The organism is Psychrobacter sp. CX10 (assembly GCF_057621575.2).
The window spans coordinates 355,615-371,991 of record NZ_CM177736.1; the positions used below are offsets into that span (position 1 = coordinate 355,615).

General features: G+C 38.9%; 11 protein-coding genes. 5 read left to right on the forward strand and 6 right to left on the reverse strand.

From position 1 onward, the window contains the following. Nucleotides 1-17: 17 nt before the first annotated feature. Nucleotides 18-812, reverse strand: coding sequence for a cytochrome C assembly family protein (locus AC21OH_RS01435; RefSeq protein WP_486536610.1), 795 nt, complete (start codon nt 810-812; stop codon nt 18-20). 399 nt (nt 813-1,211) lie between these two features. Here AC21OH_RS01435 and ffh point away from each other — a divergent pair, with 399 nt between their 5' ends. Next, a complete protein-coding gene (gene ffh, locus AC21OH_RS01440; protein ID WP_487370457.1) occupies nt 1,212-2,759 on the forward strand; it encodes a signal recognition particle protein in 1,548 nt (515 codons plus the stop codon). A 193-nt stretch (nt 2,760-2,952) separates the two neighbouring features. Here the strand turns inward: ffh and AC21OH_RS01445 are convergent, their stop codons facing one another. Together AC21OH_RS01445 and AC21OH_RS01450 are read right to left on the reverse strand one after the other, a co-directional pair. Continuing rightward, the gene (locus AC21OH_RS01445; RefSeq protein ID WP_487370456.1) at nt 2,953-3,351 is read right to left on the reverse strand and encodes a hypothetical protein; all 399 of its coding nucleotides are present in this window, start codon (nt 3,349-3,351) and stop codon (nt 2,953-2,955) included. 353 nt (nt 3,352-3,704) lie between these two features. Next, a complete protein-coding gene (locus tag AC21OH_RS01450) occupies nt 3,705-4,919 on the reverse strand; it encodes an RtcB family protein (protein WP_487370455.1) in 1,215 nt (404 codons plus the stop codon). A gap of 1,107 nt (nt 4,920-6,026) precedes the next feature. On the opposite strand from AC21OH_RS01450, the gene AC21OH_RS01455 reads away from it, so the two are divergent. Together AC21OH_RS01455 and AC21OH_RS01460 are read left to right on the forward strand one after the other, a co-directional pair. Then, complete coding sequence (locus AC21OH_RS01455; RefSeq protein WP_487370454.1) at nt 6,027-8,399, forward strand: neutral/alkaline non-lysosomal ceramidase N-terminal domain-containing protein; 2,373 nt, start codon at nt 6,027-6,029, stop codon at nt 8,397-8,399. Nucleotides 8,400-8,500: 101 nt separating this feature from the next. Then, a complete protein-coding gene (locus AC21OH_RS01460) occupies nt 8,501-9,139 on the forward strand; it encodes a class I SAM-dependent methyltransferase (protein WP_486536614.1) in 639 nt (212 codons plus the stop codon). A gap of 221 nt (nt 9,140-9,360) precedes the next feature. On the opposite strand, the gene AC21OH_RS01465 is transcribed toward AC21OH_RS01460, so the two are convergent. Both AC21OH_RS01465 and AC21OH_RS01470 read right to left on the reverse strand, forming a co-directional pair. Further along, a complete protein-coding gene (locus tag AC21OH_RS01465) occupies nt 9,361-10,713 on the reverse strand; it encodes an MFS transporter (RefSeq protein ID WP_487370453.1) in 1,353 nt (450 codons plus the stop codon). 588 nt (nt 10,714-11,301) lie between these two features. Beyond that, nucleotides 11,302-12,306 (reverse strand): alpha/beta fold hydrolase, encoded by a 1,005-nt coding sequence (locus tag AC21OH_RS01470; RefSeq protein ID WP_487370452.1) that lies wholly within the window; start codon nt 12,304-12,306, stop codon nt 11,302-11,304. Between the two features lie 242 nt (nt 12,307-12,548). On the opposite strand from AC21OH_RS01470, the gene AC21OH_RS01475 reads away from it, so the two are divergent. Further along, entirely contained in the window at nt 12,549-14,324 is a 1,776-nt protein-coding gene (locus AC21OH_RS01475) for a WG repeat-containing protein (protein WP_487370451.1), read from the forward strand. A gap of 284 nt (nt 14,325-14,608) precedes the next feature. Here the strand turns inward: AC21OH_RS01475 and AC21OH_RS01480 are convergent, their stop codons facing one another. After that, nucleotides 14,609-15,589, reverse strand: coding sequence for a hypothetical protein (locus AC21OH_RS01480; protein ID WP_487370450.1), 981 nt, complete (start codon nt 15,587-15,589; stop codon nt 14,609-14,611). A gap of 304 nt (nt 15,590-15,893) precedes the next feature. On the opposite strand from AC21OH_RS01480, the gene cynS reads away from it, so the two are divergent. After that, nucleotides 15,894-16,337: a cyanase gene (cynS, locus tag AC21OH_RS01485; RefSeq protein ID WP_487370449.1), complete on the forward strand. Its 444-nt coding sequence runs from the start codon at nt 15,894-15,896 to the stop codon at nt 16,335-16,337. The last annotated feature ends 40 nt before the right edge of the window (nt 16,338-16,377 follow it).

A 16,377-nucleotide genomic window follows, 5' to 3' on the forward strand; every position in this document is an offset into this window, starting at 1 on the left:
TCATAGAAGTTAAGCTGCTAAGTTAACAGTAGTTCTAGAACAAATTTACTGCCAATAAAACCAATAGCCAGTATGATAAAGGCCACTATCGTCATATTGGCTGCACGGCGCCCGCGCCAACCTGAGCGCCAGTGACCAATTAATAGGCCGCCAAATAATAGCCATGATATACAACTTAGTATGGTTTTATGGGCAATATGCTGAGCCATCAGATCTTCTACATAGATGAAGCCAATGGCCAGTGCCACGGTCAGAATACTAAAACCTACAAGTATCATGTCGAATAATAAAGATTCCATACTTTGTAATGAGGGCAGTTTATTGACCCAAAAGCGGTGAGCGGTTTTGTGCTTAAGCTCTCTGATTTGGAATCGCAATATAATGGCTTGTACCGCTGCCATCAGTAGGACACAGTAGGCCGCAATAGATAGAATAATATGGGCTTCTAATCCTGTGCTAATATTGGTGATAGGATCGTAAGGTGCATTAGCAAAATAGCCTAAGCAAAGCCCCCCTATGGCGACAGGCATGGCAATGACGCCAAGGCTTAATATAGAACGATAAAAACTAAATAGAATGTAAAATAATAGAAAATAAAAGCTGGTAAGACTGGCGATATTAAATACGTTAAAGTTCAGCCCATAAATAGTAAATATATTAGGGTATAGAGCGATGCCATGTGCAATGATACCGACTAACAGCATCCCCAAAGTGAACCCTTTGGCAATGGGTTTCATGCGAATCAGTGCCCATATTAAGTGGCAACTCACTATAACGTAAACAATAAGCGCGATAGTAAAAGCTAGCAACACGGTGTTTAAGTCCCCAATGCAAATCTTCAAAGAAAGTCGCTAATGAAAGTCCCTAGTTAAAATCCAGTAAACAAGTTAGACGACATAATGTTTGATATACTAGGTGCACAAAGATAACTAATTAATTCAATAATTCGTCAATTCAATAATTCATTAGCTCTATGCCTAATTTATCTTAATGTCTGAATCAGCTAAATATCTAGTTGAGCAAAGACTAACGATAATCAAATTTTTATCTGATTATATAGTGTTAATTTAGCATAGAATACGTCTTATTAGCGATTGCAGTATAGTTAAACTTGCGAATTTGTTAAAATAATAATACTCATATCGCCACATACACATTAAATATAGCCATATTATAATTCATAACTTAAACGATTGATCGAGAAGCCTTATATGTTTGATACATTAACCGAAAGACTTTCTGGCAGCCTGCGTAAGATATCAGGTTCAGGCCAGCTGACTGAAGATAATATAAAAGACACGCTTCGTGAAGTGCGCATGGCGCTGTTAGAAGCTGATGTTGCGTTACCCATCACTCGCGACTTTGTAAAGCGTGTTAAAGAAGAGGCATTAGGCCAAGAGGTGCTAAAAGAGCTTGCGCCTGGTCAAGCCTTTGTAAAGATAGTTTATGATGAACTGACTGAAATGATGGGCAGTGCCAATCAACAGTTAGAGATGACGGGCAAACCGCCTGTGGTCTACCTACTTGCAGGCCTTCAAGGTGCAGGTAAAACGACAACAGCAGGTAAGCTTGCAAAGTATTTACAAGAGCGCCATAAGAAAAAAGTTATGCTGGTGTCAGCTGACGTCTACCGTCCAGCTGCAATTAAGCAGTTAGAGCAGGTTGCTGGTCAAGTAAATGCAAAGTTTGTCAATTCTACAACGGATGAAAACCCAATCGATATTGCCAAACGTGCTATTGAAGAGGCAAAGCTTCAGTATCAAGATATTCTTATCATCGATACGGCAGGACGCTTGCATATCGATGAGAAAATGATGGATGAGATCAAGGCATTGACTGCTGCGGCCAATCCATCAGAAATGCTATTTGTTGTTGACGCTATGACCGGTCAAGACGCGGCGAATACTGCAAAAGCCTTTAATGATGCATTGCCTTTAACGGGCGTTATACTAACCAAGACAGATGGTGATGCTCGTGGTGGTGCTGCTTTGTCAGTACGCGCCATTACTGAAAAGCCGATTAAGTTTTTAGGTCGCGGTGAGAAGCTTGACGCTTTAGAAGCCTTTCATCCGGAGCGTATTGCTCAACGAATCTTGGGTATGGGTGATGTCTTAAGTTTGGTCGAAGAGGTCGAGCAGAAGATTGATCGCGACAAAGCTGAGAAGATGGCGAAAAAAATCCAAAAGGGAGGTAACTTTGACCTTGAGGATTTATTAACTCAGTTTCAGCAAATGAAAAACATGGGCGGAATGACAGGCTTTTTAGATAAGTTACCGGGTATGAGCGGTGCTGGCGTGAAAGAAGCGCTTGAAGAAGCTAAGCCTGAAGAAAAAGTAAAAGAAATGGAAGCGCTCATCAACTCTATGACGCCCTATGAGCGTAAAAACCCAGACAAAATAAACCCAAGTCGTAAACGCCGTATTGCGGCAGGCTCTGGTAAACAGATTCAAGACATTAACCGCCTTTTAAAGCAGCATAAACAAATGGCTAAAATGATGAAAATGATGTCTAAGCCTGAGGGCATGGGCAAAATGATGAAAGCCATGCAAGGATTAACTGGTATGGGCGGCGGCGGTGCTGGTGGCGGCGGGCCCTTATTTGGCGGCGGTAATACTGGTGCTAAAAGCGCAAAAGGTAATGCGGGCGGTATGCCGCCGTTTGGATTAGACCCAAGTAATATGCCGAGTAAAGAAGATATGGAGCGTCAAATGAAGGATTTAGAACAGAATTTACCTCCTGATTTTAAAAAGCGCTTTTAATATTTATTAATACAAAAAGCCAGCCTTTATTTTTAAGGGCTGGCTTTTTTTATTTAAGAATTAACGATATACATTCAATATAGTCAAAGAAGTCAAAATGTTTACAAGGCAACCGAGTGCAAATACTACTTATGTAGGCTTAGCGAGGTTAACGCCATAACTGTTTAGTAGTTCGCTGACTATACAGCTGGTATTATGACTTAGAGTCTGACAACCAGTTAGTTTTACGTAAGCTCTGTTTGGTCTTACGCCGCTGTTTCTTCCGAGCTAATTTGACATCGTCTCGTTCATGCAGACCCCCTTTTTCTATTAATGGATTTAGTGCTAAATAATTTCGCGGCTTCACAACTTGCCTTGAGGATATTATTTTATCATCTTCAAGCTGCCGCTGGATCTGCTTTGATTTCTTTAATTCATTTTTTAAACTCATACTATTCCTATCGTATTTAGGAGTGGAATATAGGGGCTGTCTAGAATTAGTATATGTCACTGAGAACGGGTCTCGAGCAAAGCACTGCTCAAGTAGGGCTGATGCTAAAAATGCTCCAGACGTTGTTGCAAAGCTTGGCAAGGTGCAATACGCTTCGGTCATTAGCGCCCGTTTGCGCCTAGTCTGAACCAATTTTAGCTATCACCAGTACTAATATACTAATTCTAGACAGCCCCTAGTGAGTGTTATCGCCTTAAGGTTAATCTAAAGGCGATCTTTAATAGTGACTCAAGCTATTTCCACGTAAATTAAAATGTGTTAATTGACAATGATTAAAATCTTGGGACATTTTTTATTCTCCTTGTACTATAAATAGTTCTTATAAATAGTGACTGTACTTTGTCTTGATTATTAAAATAGTTACTAATATTTGATACTTAGATCTAATATTTAGTTTCCAAGATAACTATTCTTTTATTAAACTATCACTGAATACTATCAGTGTTTAATGAACGTTATCCTTTAATACACATCACTTGTTTTAGGGTGTGTACCACTTCCACCAAGTCGGATTGGTTGTTCATCACCGTGTCTATGTCTTTATAAGCACCAGGGATTTCATCCATGACGCCTTTATCTTTTCGGCATTCTACATTTTTAGTCTGAGCTTTTAGCTCATCTATGCTAAAGCTGCGGATCGCTTTACCACGGCTCATCTTACGGCCAGCGCCATGTGAGCAAGAGCAAAACGATTCGCTATTGCCAAGACCACGTACAATAAAAGATTTTGCACCCATCGAGCCGGGTATAATCCCAAGCTCTCCTGCATAAGCACTAATAGCCCCTTTACGAGTCACATAGACGCTTTCACCAAAATGAACCTCTTCATTGACATAGTTATGATGACAATTAATGGCCTCTTTGGTTAGTCTAAATTTAGGCAGTTTGGCCTGTGGTGATTGCATGGACTTGATGACCAGGCGCATCATTTCTTTACGATTTTGCAAGGCATAATCTTGTGCCCATTCAACAGCTTCTACATAATCTGTAAAACTATCTGAACCCTCAGCGAAATAGGACAGGTCACGATCTAGTATATAACCAAAACGTGATTCTCGCTCTTTTTTAGCCAGTTCGATAAAGTAGCGTCCAATACAGTTACCTATACCGCGACTACCAGAGTGTAGCATCACCCAAACATCATTATTTTCATCAAGACAAAGCTCAATAAAGTGGTTGCCGCCGCCCAGTGTTCCTAGCTGCTTTGCCCATGTAAGGTTAAAGCCTTTAAGCATTTTAAGTAGGCCAGGATGTTTATCCGTAATACGCTTTAAGCGATTACCTAATGGGTCGAGGGTCGAAACCTTTGCTTGGATTTGCTTGTGCTTGTTAAAGCCGACAGGCACTTGATGTTCTATCAATTGGCGCAACTGCTTTAGATTACCGGGTAGATCATTCGCTGTAAGTGAAAGCCGTACGGCGTTCATACCGCAGCCAATATCGACACCAACCGCAGCAGGAATGATTGCAGACTTGGTTGGTATAACACTGCCTACCGTAGCGCCTTTACCCACGTGCACATCAGGCATCACGGCAATATGCGAATGTACAAACTTTAGTTGTGCCATACTCCTAAGTTGCTGAAGAGCGCCTTGCTCGATGTCAGTCGTATAAATTTTGACTGGAACACCATGTTTACCATTTTCATTTAAAATAAGTTGAATACTCATATCGCTTATATTTCCATTCTGTTTTTCAGTATTGCTATGTCAGTTGCTGCGTTAGCTGTTGTTTCTTAGCTGGTAGTTTAGTTTAGCTATTAGCTTTGTTCAGATAATGACAATATGTAGCTCATTTAAAACCTAAACGCACTTTATTGCAGACAAAGCAATACCGCCGTTCTATTCTGAAAATCAAAAATGTTTACTGCTCGTTTATATCAGCAGATAAAATCAAGATTTGAATAGAACGTTTTTATTTTTTAGTGTTGTTTTCTTATAACAAATCGAAGGGGAAAGACAGCGTAAACGTAATCTTATAATAGAGCCATTGATCAAAGCTGATTATCAAAGCCATTTATCAAATGCATTGTTATAAACTACATAGCAAAGCGACATAGCTAAATCGCAAGTTAGAATCACAATGGTGATAAACATATGATGATAATGACATACCAATAAGCTTAAAACTTAAGATAACAGGCGTGATATTATAAAGCTGGATCAGAGCGAGATTAACGCACATCCAGTAGCTAAATAAATCATTAATGTGTCAACAACGAAGAGAAGTTAGGAAAGGAAGTTGGTTTAGAAATAGGAATTTATAAAATATAAATCACATGACTTTATTCTAACCATTAACCAAACTTTTTAGAGGTTAACACTGCTGCAAACTTAACATTTACTGCTGTCTTTTTAGGTAAATAGGACACGATGATTCCTCCATAAGTTGAGTTAATAAAAATAATTAGAATGTAGTAGGACTATTGAGTATTTAAATAAAGTCAAAGAAGTCTAAAATGTTTACAAGGTAACCCAGTGCAAATACTACTTATGTAGGCTTAGGGAGGTTAACGCCGTAACAGTTAAGTAGTTCGTTGACTATATCAAACTACGGTCTAAGTGCGCTTATAATAACCCTATAAGCTTTAATGTCAAGGCATTATAGAAATTGAATATTAATAATTTATGAAAACTAGCATTTTAAAGTCGGTAGATGGTAGATTAAAAACACATAGATACTGAGTATAAATAATTGATAATATGAATAAAAGTATCGACCTAAAATTGTTAAGTATTAAAATTAGACCCAACTCATTCAAGGACGACTAAGTTGTGATGACTAAATTACTATACAGCCATTTTTTTATGCTCACTTGTCTGTGCGCACACGCTGCTCAAGCCGCCCATACTCAGCAAGATTTGTTGAATCAAAAGCAAATCGATCATCAATCAAACAATCAGATTACGCTCTTAGCACTGATGAAAGAGTCGGCACCGTACATGAGTGGTCAAACTAAAAAAACCATCAATACATATTTGGAACCACTACCAGATTCAAACGGCAAAACCATATTACAATCCAACATAGCAAGCTCAATTAAATCAAGCTCTAGTCATTATAATTACTTATTAGGTGTGGGACGGGCGGATATAACGGGCGCAATTGCTGAAACTGGTATGTTTGGTTATGCCGCGCGCCAAGAGGTGTCAGGTTTAAACGATCGATTGTATTCTCATGCTTACATCATTGATGATTCGCCTCAGCAACATTCTTCGCATTCTATAGGGCGTGTGGTGTATGTATCGGCGGACATGGGCGCAATGTTTAATTCAGTTAAAAGTGCGGTGATCAAACGTCTTAAAGCCAAGTATGGCAATATGTATCGAGATGATAATGTCATGCTGACAGCCACTCACACGCATGTGGGTAATGCTGGCTATTCGCACCAAACCCTATATCAATTTGCAAGCATGGATAGCACCCTAAATGGATATAGCTCGCAAAACTTTGAAGCCATCGTCAATGGTATTGTGGACTCTATTGTGCAAGCACATAATGGATTGGCGCCGGGTAATCTGTCATTGGCTCAAGGAAGATTGGTCGGCGCGACCATCAATCGATCACTTGAAGCTTATTATCAAAACCAAGACGCGCATCATTATGACTCAACCGTAAATGAGGTGATGACGCAGCTTCGTTTTGATAATTATCACGGTAAGCCGCTCGGTCTGATAAATTGGTTTGCTATACATCCCACAAGCTTTAGTAATCAATTTAATCACCTTAGTGCTGATAATAAAGGCTACGCGCAACTAAAAGCGGAGAACTATTTTAGCCAGACTGACCAATCCGATCATGCCAATACTATGGAGTCCCGATTATCAAATCAATTTGAAAACGAGGTTATTACGCCTGATTTTGTCGCAGCTTTTGCCAATGCGGATGAAGGGGATGTGGTGGCAAATGGGGGGAATGCCAACTCGAGCGAAGGATATGAAGGCAGTCAAGATGAATGGGCAAATGTAATCCGAGATGGCAGTCTACAATTTGAGAAATCTCTTGATCTTTGGGATAAAGGCGTGCCATTAACAGGCCCTGTTGATGCCCGTTTACGCTGGGTGGATCTAGAAGGCTACCAAGTCGATGCACAATTTACAAATGGTGCTGGCGCCAAACAGCTATGCTCGCCGGCACGCGGATTTTCATTTGCCGCAGGCGCGGAAAATGGACCATCTGACATACCTGGTATTTATGAGGGAATGACACAAGATACGTTTAGAGTTAATGACAGCATTAATCAGGTAGACACCTCTTTTAAAGGCAGCGTGGTTAGGGCTGGATTTAATGTATTGTCTGGACTGTACCAAGATGAGTGTCAAGGTCAAAAACGAACCTTGCTACCCAATGGAGCGTGGGGTTTGACTGACACACAAAACCCTTTTCAGCTGATGCGTATTGGTAATTTGGCAATCGCTGGTATACCTGGCGAGCCGACCACAATAATCGGACGACGATTGCGTAACACCATTTCTGCTCCATTACAAGATAAGGGGGTTGTTACCGTCGTCATTAATGGGCTTGCCAATCACTATAATGGCTACTTGACCACAGTTGAGGAGTATTCGCAGCAGCTTTATGAAGGCGCATCCACCGAATATGGCCCTTATCAAGCGGCAGCCTACTTACAGGAGTTCAATGTGCTTGCCCAAAGTATGCATGATGGCGTGGTTAATAACCAAAATGCGTTGGCGCAGTTGAACCTTGAGGTCGCAGCAACCGATAACAGTAGCGAGACTTTTAGAGAACGCTCATTACCCCGCTATGATGTCAAACCCGAGGATCAGGCATGGGGGCAGGTTCTCACACAGCCAGATAGTAGCTATAAAGTAGGCGAGGTCGCAACCACGATATTTAGAGGCGCACATCCCAAAAATAATTTAAAAACAGGGGGTACTTTCTTAAAAGTACAACGTCTCTATCAGAACGAATGGAGGGATAATTTAACAGATCGAGATTTTGATACTTTGTATACGTGGAGAAGAGATGGTGCATTATCCAGTCAAATCATCATACAGTGGCGAATCCCTTTCGATGCCCCACATGGTACCTACCGGTTAGTCCATCAAGGCAATTGGAAAGCCAAGTCTGACGGACGCATACGGCCGTATAGCGGCTATTCTGATTCATTTGTGGTAGTAAATAATTAACTGTGTTAGGGGCTGTATTAGAATGACGTCATATTGATGACAAATGACGCTTATCCCTACACGTTTAAACTCATTGATAAATCTACTGAACTAAGAAGCTTATGATAAACCCACTTGCGCAACTTGCAACCCTCAAAAAATTATATGACAGCAAGATTCTACCTGTCATTATAGACAAAGCGTGTAGTTTAGATAGTATCAGTAAAAAAAGACAACTTGTGGTTCCTAAGGCCAGTGGTGTGGTGCTTGAGGTGGGCGTTGGTAGTGGACACAATGCCAAGTTCTATAATAGCGAAAAGGTGACCCGTGTGATTGGCGTTGACCCTTTCATACATATCAACGCGCCGCAGCGTTTTGAAAATGCAGGTATTGAGTTTATTGTGAAGATGATGTCTGCCAAAAAGCTACCGCTTGAAGATAATAGTATCGACAGTATTGTTATGACGTTTACGCTTTGCTCTATCGATGATCCTACTAAAGCGCTAAGCGAAATGAGACGGGTACTAAAACCTTCTGGTAAGTTATATTATGCCGAACATGGTTTGGCACCGCAGCCAAAAATAATAAATAAAATCCAAAAAACCATCACCCCTGTATGGAAGCCAATAGCGGGCGGGTGTCATCTGGATAGAGATATTGAAGCGCTTATAACGCAATCAGGATTTGAAGTAGCAGGCGAGCAAGGCTATGATGATCGAGTGAGTATGGTTGCGTATTACTACTGGGGCGAGGCCGTTTAGAGGCTAAATAGGAAGGCTAAATAGGAAGGCTAAATAGGAAGGCTAAATACGAAGGCTAAATACGAAGGCTAAATACGAAGGCTAAATACGAAGGCTAAATACGAAGGCTAAATACGAAGGCTCAGGAGTAGGGGTAAGATAATACGGTATTAAACAAATGCTTTGATAAAGATAAGGCCTTATTCGTTTATACAAATAAAACCTTATGTTGCAAACTTAGCTTATAAACTATATTTTTTTGCGCTTTCATCAGAGTTGTACAACTCACCAAAAGTTTCTCTTTGCTGCAAATGCCAACCAATAATAAAGGCGCTGATACCGACTATAGAGAGATACAGCGCAGGCGCAAAGCTTATCTGACTAGTCATCTTAAACAAAAAGTAAGGTAGGACGGCACCCAATATTGCTGATATTGTGTTATAAGACACTGATACTGAAAATAGACGAATGGTAGTTGGAAAGAGTTGAACAAATATGGCGGTACATAGCCCAATCATACCAGTACAAAATCCTAATAACCCGTACATAGGAAGAATATAATCGCCCTGTCCATTCGCCAGATACGCATAAAACATCCAAATCTGAATGGATAACGCCAACGCTGCCAACATAAATGTCTTTGACATACCGATTTTATCGGCCAAAACGCCATAAAAAATACAGCCCACTATCTGCGTTACCAACGCAAATAAACTGGCATACATCACAAAATTAGGCTCTGTTTGGAACTTTAAAGCAATAAGTTTGGGCAGTAATATCATCACTACCATAATCAAGCTGGCTCTAACAAACGAAATCGCTGAAGATAATACAGCGGCGGATCTAATACCAACCACATTATCGCTTGATAACATATTGGAGTCACTATGACGATTAAGTTGGTGATTTTCAAATACCGGGGTCTCTTTTATACGGCGCCACATCAAAAGCATTAGAGCAGTCAGCACGCCACCCATAACCGCAGGAATACGCCATCCGTAGTCAACTAAAGCTTGTGGCTCTAAGACTCCGACCAGTAATTTAGCAAATACAACCGATATGACAGAACCAAATATACCGCCGGCCACCGCCAAACTACAATACGTCGCCAAACGGCTTCGTTTGGTGTGCTCTGCTATAAACACCCAACTAAGCGGGGCATGCGCGCCAAATGCGATGCCTTGTAGCATACGAATAAAGATAAACAAGATAGGCGCAAGAATACCAACTTGCGCATAGGTGGGTAAAAATGCCGCTAACAATGTGGTAATAGCCAATAAAGCGATACTAACAAAAAAAGCAGGTTTACGACCTTTTTTATCGCCATATCTACCAATTAGTATCGCCCCTAGAGGACGAGATAAAAAGCCAATACTCATTAAACCAATGATCTTTAATTGTATTAAAGCCACACTGTCTGTATTTGGGAAGAACACCTTTGCAATCACGTCGGCGATATGAAGATAGATAAGAAAGTCAAAAGCTGCCAATGCATAGCTAAAGCAAACAAATAGAATTTGATAATTGATAACCTTCTTATCTAGATAAGAAGAAATAGAAATATTTGAGCCATTATTATTGTGCGTTTTAATCATACAATTGATTTGCACCGCTTATTATTGACCTAAAATTAAATATTAATTTATATAAATTACATATTAATAACAAAACTTACGTATTGTATGAGTATACACTGTTTTTAATTACAAACCACCATTAAAAATACTAAATGCGCTATCTAGTCGTATTTATATATATAGAGTTCAACCATACTGAAACGTTATAAACTATTGATTAGCGCAGCTATTTGAAATACAAAATCTTTCACATTATCTACCACATTCTTTATATATATAAACTAAGTAAAATTAATAGTAATAGTTAGTAAAGGTAATAATTCAACCTTATTTAATATATATCAACCTATTTATAAATGAATAAATTAGGTCTAATAAAAGGAATTAATATGAGGTTGCAAATTTTAATAGATGTAGCTATAAAAATGTCAGCAGACATGAGTGTTAGAATGACAGCTAGAAGGTAAGCTTGAAAGAATCCTAAAAAGAGATCACAAATGACAGCCCAAACTAAATAAATAAATTAATAAATGAATAAATGAATAAATGAATAAATGAATAAATGAATAAATGAAATAAAAGCAGAAAAATCTATTGAAATAAACTTTACTCTATCCATGTTCGAAAAGATTTATAATCCTCCGCAACTTTTTTGACTGCCTCTATAACAGGTACATGACCAATGTCTTGCATCATAATGACTTTGGCTTGTGGAATAATGGTCTTAATATGCTCTGCGGTTTCAGGCTTAATAATGGCATCCTTATCACCCCAAGTCACTAACGTCGGAATATTATGCTCAGCGATGACTTTTGCCCGCTTCTCAACGTTATCATTAGTGATTTGCTCAAGAATTATTGTCTCAAGTGCTCTGTTTGCCTGCCTCTGATCTGCCATTACCACTTTTATAAATCGCGGCATATAAGGCGTTTTATGCATGGTTAATTTAAGCAGTTTATCGATATCTTTATAGCTACTCACCAAGAGCGGATTGTTATCAAGCGTTGCATTTTCTAATGTTGTATTCTCTACAGTGCTTTGAGGTCTTACCGTCCAAAATCCTGCGCTATCTATCAACCACACACTACCCACCTCATCTGGATACATCGCCCCATACGCCACAGCGATAGCACCGCCCATCGAATTACCACCAATATGCAAATCTGAGGTTAATCCCTTCGCGTGCATCAACTCATGCAGTCGCTTAGCTTGTGCATCGGAATGATAGTCTGCATCCATTGGCTTATCCGAGTCCCCAAAGCCTAATAAATCAGGAATAATCACATGATACTCATCAAATTTTTTGGAGATTCGGATAAAGTTAAACATACTTCCGCCAAAGCCATGTATCAGTAGCAGCGGCTCACCTTTGGGCTTGCCTGCTTTACCTAAATCGGGGCGACTTTCGGCATAAACTAAGGTGTCTCCGGATGTGAACTTAAACGACTTGAGCTCTAAATTTGCTTGATGACGCGCTAGATCCATTAGTTTATTGGTAGCGACTCTAGTGACAGCGTTAGATGATGTAGAACGCAAAGCTGACAAGCCTAACGCTACGGGAATGGCAGCAAGTGCAAATTTTTTATTAAACAAACGGTTCAATATAGCCATTTAAGATCCTTAGATAGTATATGCTAGAAATAATAGCGCGTTATAGTCAGTCTCCATACTATCATATAGCTTGAATTTGGACGCTTCGTTGATGAAAGCGCTTTAAAATTGACAAGATATGAGTCAAAAATCATCAAACCAATTATTTAGATAACTGATATAGTAAATGTTAAGATCCAAACAAAACATATTGTATATCACCCAAACCCTTCTTTTAAGAATACAGAGACAAAGTTGACAACATGATGCAAACTCTAAATACACCCTTTGGCTTTATAAATAAAATGTATCAAAAAGCCCTTATTGTACTTACTATTATACTGCTGCCAGAGGCTCAAGCTTTTATGGGTTGTCATCTTAATAAAGGTCATGAGCTTCCTGAAAACGTATCATTGACATGGTTTTGTACTTTTACGCATGAATTGGCTTCAGCAGTGCATGTACCCACAAACAAATATGGAGCGGTTAACCGTCAAGGTATTCCCGTTATACCTTTCGAATATGATTCTCCTGTCAGTTTTAGCCATGGTAGGTCGCTCGTTCAAAAAGGTGATAAATGGTTAATTATTGACACCAATAACAATGAGATAGCTACATTCGACTTTCAAGATGCTCATAATTTTAGATCCATAGGATTGGGACTGTTCAAAGAAAATGGCAAGTGGGGCGTTATTAATACTAAAGGTGAAAAGATTGTAGAGCCAAAATTCGACAGCTTCGTCAATGGTTTTGGCTATCCGAGCCTAAATGAAGAAGTCGTTGCTATATTCGAATTAGATGGTAAACAAGGTGTAATCAATAGGACGGGCATCATCATTGTAGAACCTATATTTGATGATATTCAGCCTCATGAAAACGTGATGTTGGTTTATAAAAACGAAAAAATGGGTATTTATGGTTATGATGGACAAATGATTCAACCCGTCGAGTTTGAACCTGGTATAGGATTTTATTCAGACTCTATATGGCCAGACGAAAACGGAATGATTGTTGTAAGAGACGATAAAGTAGGTGCCGTAAATCGAAAAGGTAGTATGGTTGTTCCTGTAGAGTTTGATAAGGTTGATGTCATAAGCCATGATCGATTTAAAGTTTCTAAAAATAATAAATATGGAATATACACCAAGGGCGACCTAGAAGTTCCAATGATGTTCGATTCTATCGCTCAAACCTCTAATTTTATGACTAGAGTTGAATATAATGATAAATGGGGGTATTTAGATAATTCTAATTCACTCATAACTATCGACTATAATGAGGCCTATGACTTCCACGAAGGACTTGCCTCTGTGGGTAATTCAACTTCATCACAAAGCAGTAACGATAATCTATTATGGGGCTATATTAATACGTTAGGAGAAGAAGTAATCCCTTTAGAATATGAGGAAGTTAGACCATTTAAGGAAGGGTTAGCGCCTGTCAAACTTAAAGGTAAATGGGGTGTTATAGACTTTCAAAATTATAAGGTCGCGCCCTTTAAGTATGATGGTATAAGTCAATTTGAAAATGGATACGCAATCGTTTCAAAAAGAAAGGTAGATAAGCCTATTTGTCCAACCCAAACCAATCCTTCTTTATCTTTTGTAGAAGATGTTGAAGAAGAGACGATGCTTGAAGTCGATAGTTTGATAGACACGCAGATAGACTGTGAAACCCCTCTTTATATAAACTCTTATGATAATAGAGAGCAGTCAAATATGAAATATGGATTAATAAATACCCAAGGTAAGGTGGTGCTTCCAATCAGGTTTGACAACGTTACTCAAGTTTATGAAGGGATGATAGGTATAAGAAATGAAAATAAGTGGGGGTTTATGTCTCAAAATAATGATTTAGTGATGCCCTATCAATTTGATGAAGTATCCCCACCTTTTGAGAACGGTACCCTTTATACAAACATGTGCACTGATGATGAAGACAATACTATTTCTTGTATGGCGGATGAGGTGAATAACCATACAAGGCATATTGATAAATTTGGTAATGTTATAAGAGAAATTTGGAGTAGCAGCAGATGAATTAAAATAGTAGGTTGAGTACTACTATCGGGGCGAAACCACTTTTTCGAAGTAATGTTAGCGTGTTTACACCCTAGTACCAATAATGAAAGTCGTGGGTTAACACCCACGCTACCGGAAACATCTCAAAAGTTTTAGCTACAAACTCAGATTTAATCACTTCTTCGCCACTTTTATATCCCTGTCTTTACGCGATGCATAGATCTCGAAACAGTACTTAGGACGAATTCAACAATGCTTAAACGATCAGTACGCTTAAACAATCAGAGTATAGCGTGTAGGCATCATTCAAGTGTCTGTATCTTTCCACTATCATCGATTCTATACAGTTTTGGGGTATGTGGATCGTTATAGGTTAACTCAATTTGCTGATAATCATTGGAAATAGCGAAGCCAAATTCTGAAAGATAGTCCTCTGTACCAACTCTACCAATGATCATACTGTCAATGATATGACCGTTGAAAGTAACCAGCCCATATTCCTCTACATCTGTATAATTTCTAGCTAAGATATAAACCTCAATATCATTGATATTTGGTAGTCGAAGCACTGTTTCAGGCTCATAAACTAAATCAAAATCTTCACGTAAGTTAGCTGTTACATCTTCCATATCATGAATGGGATATCTAGCGGCGCAGTAATCCTCATAACATGTAGCAAAATCTCTAAGTGTGATGGGCAGATTAGTAATCTCTAGCTGAGAAGCTCTATTCAGATCATTACATTCTTTTCGAGGCGTAAATTGATAACTCGTTTTGCTACCGTTTTTATTTTCTAAATCTAGGCATTGTCTACTCGTTTGCTTTACTAAAGTGGCTTTTTTAAGAACAGAAACGCCTAAATCAGCTGGAAACTCCTTTAACTCCCATTTTATTTGATCGGGAGCAAGCGTGAGGATTGCTTTACCTTCTAAATTGCCAAAAGAGCTGGTGAAATTGATCAGATACTGATTATTACCTAGAGCCTCTCCTCCAAAATCACTATCACAATCGATTTTTGCACCATATCTACTTATGTAACAGTATTCACCGCCGATTTTTATTTCAGATATATGGTTAATAGTAAGAGATAGGGTTGATATTAATTGATTGTCTTCGTCATACCTGTCCTTATTCCAATTCCCTAAGTATGACAAATATTTAGAGTTCCCGTTATCCATGGCAATGTGTTCGCTTTGTGCTGGATAATTCTTTGATTCATAACTGCAACTCACTTGAGTGAAGGCAATAGCAGATAGTATGAGTAAGTTTATAAGTAAAGACATATTTATATCCTAATGCCGTATAGAACAGTCGGTGCCATTATTATATATCGATTTTTAAAGCTTAACAGAAGGTTGGTTAGAGCGGTAGGACGAAAGCGCACTAATCTAAATCGTTTAATGATACAAAATATGCCCATATATAAGCGCTGTAATACCTTAGTAGACATATGCTTTTTAATTAACTTATATAAGTGAGACAGATTTTAATTTTAAAGGTAATGTGGAATAGCATTTGCAGCACATTTAAAGCAACCCATGATTTTAAGCAATAAGTTGCGCTTTAAACAAACCACTATTGGAGCAGATGATGACACGCGATGAGTTAACAGAAACGATTATCTTGGCTAAAAAAGACAAAGGGTTAAGTTGGCAAGAAATTGCCGATGCGGTAGGCATGGGCGTGGTGTGGGTAACCTCAGCGTGTTTTGGTAATAATAGTATGCTAGAGGAGCCTGCTCAAAAACTATGTGAGGTGCTGGACTTAACCGACGAGGCAAAAATAGTTTTGATGGAATATCCAACCAAAAGCTGGGGCAAAGATGTGCCACAAGACCCGCTTATTTATCGTTTGTATGAAGCGGTAGCAATATATGGTCCCAGCATTAAAGAGGTGGTACAAGAGCAATTTGGCGATGGCATCATGAGCGCGATTGATTTTTCTATCGATGTTGATAAGGAAGAAGATCCAAAAGGTGATAGAGTCGTGATTGTGTTTAATGGTAAGTTCTTACCTTATAAAACGTGGTAAAGTTGATTTATTGTTGATACCTGATAGATATTTATGATGT

Coding starts and splice junctions, on each gene's coding strand:
- AC21OH_RS01465 (WP_487370453.1), bottom strand. CDS start 10,713: ATGATTAAAACGCACAATAATAATGGCTCAAATATTTCTATTTCTTCT.
- cynS (WP_487370449.1), top strand. CDS start 15,894: ATGATGACACGCGATGAGTTAACAGAAACGATTATCTTGGCTAAAAAA.
- AC21OH_RS01480 (WP_487370450.1), bottom strand. CDS start 15,589: ATGTCTTTACTTATAAACTTACTCATACTATCTGCTATTGCCTTCACT.
- AC21OH_RS01455 (WP_487370454.1), top strand. CDS start 6,027: ATGACTAAATTACTATACAGCCATTTTTTTATGCTCACTTGTCTGTGC.
- AC21OH_RS01460 (WP_486536614.1), top strand. CDS start 8,501: ATGATAAACCCACTTGCGCAACTTGCAACCCTCAAAAAATTATATGAC.
- AC21OH_RS01450 (WP_487370455.1), bottom strand. CDS start 4,919: ATGAGTATTCAACTTATTTTAAATGAAAATGGTAAACATGGTGTTCCA.
- ffh (WP_487370457.1), top strand. CDS start 1,212: ATGTTTGATACATTAACCGAAAGACTTTCTGGCAGCCTGCGTAAGATA.
- AC21OH_RS01445 (WP_487370456.1), bottom strand. CDS start 3,351: ATGACCGAAGCGTATTGCACCTTGCCAAGCTTTGCAACAACGTCTGGA.
- AC21OH_RS01475 (WP_487370451.1), top strand. CDS start 12,549: ATGATGCAAACTCTAAATACACCCTTTGGCTTTATAAATAAAATGTAT.
- AC21OH_RS01470 (WP_487370452.1), bottom strand. CDS start 12,306: ATGGCTATATTGAACCGTTTGTTTAATAAAAAATTTGCACTTGCTGCC.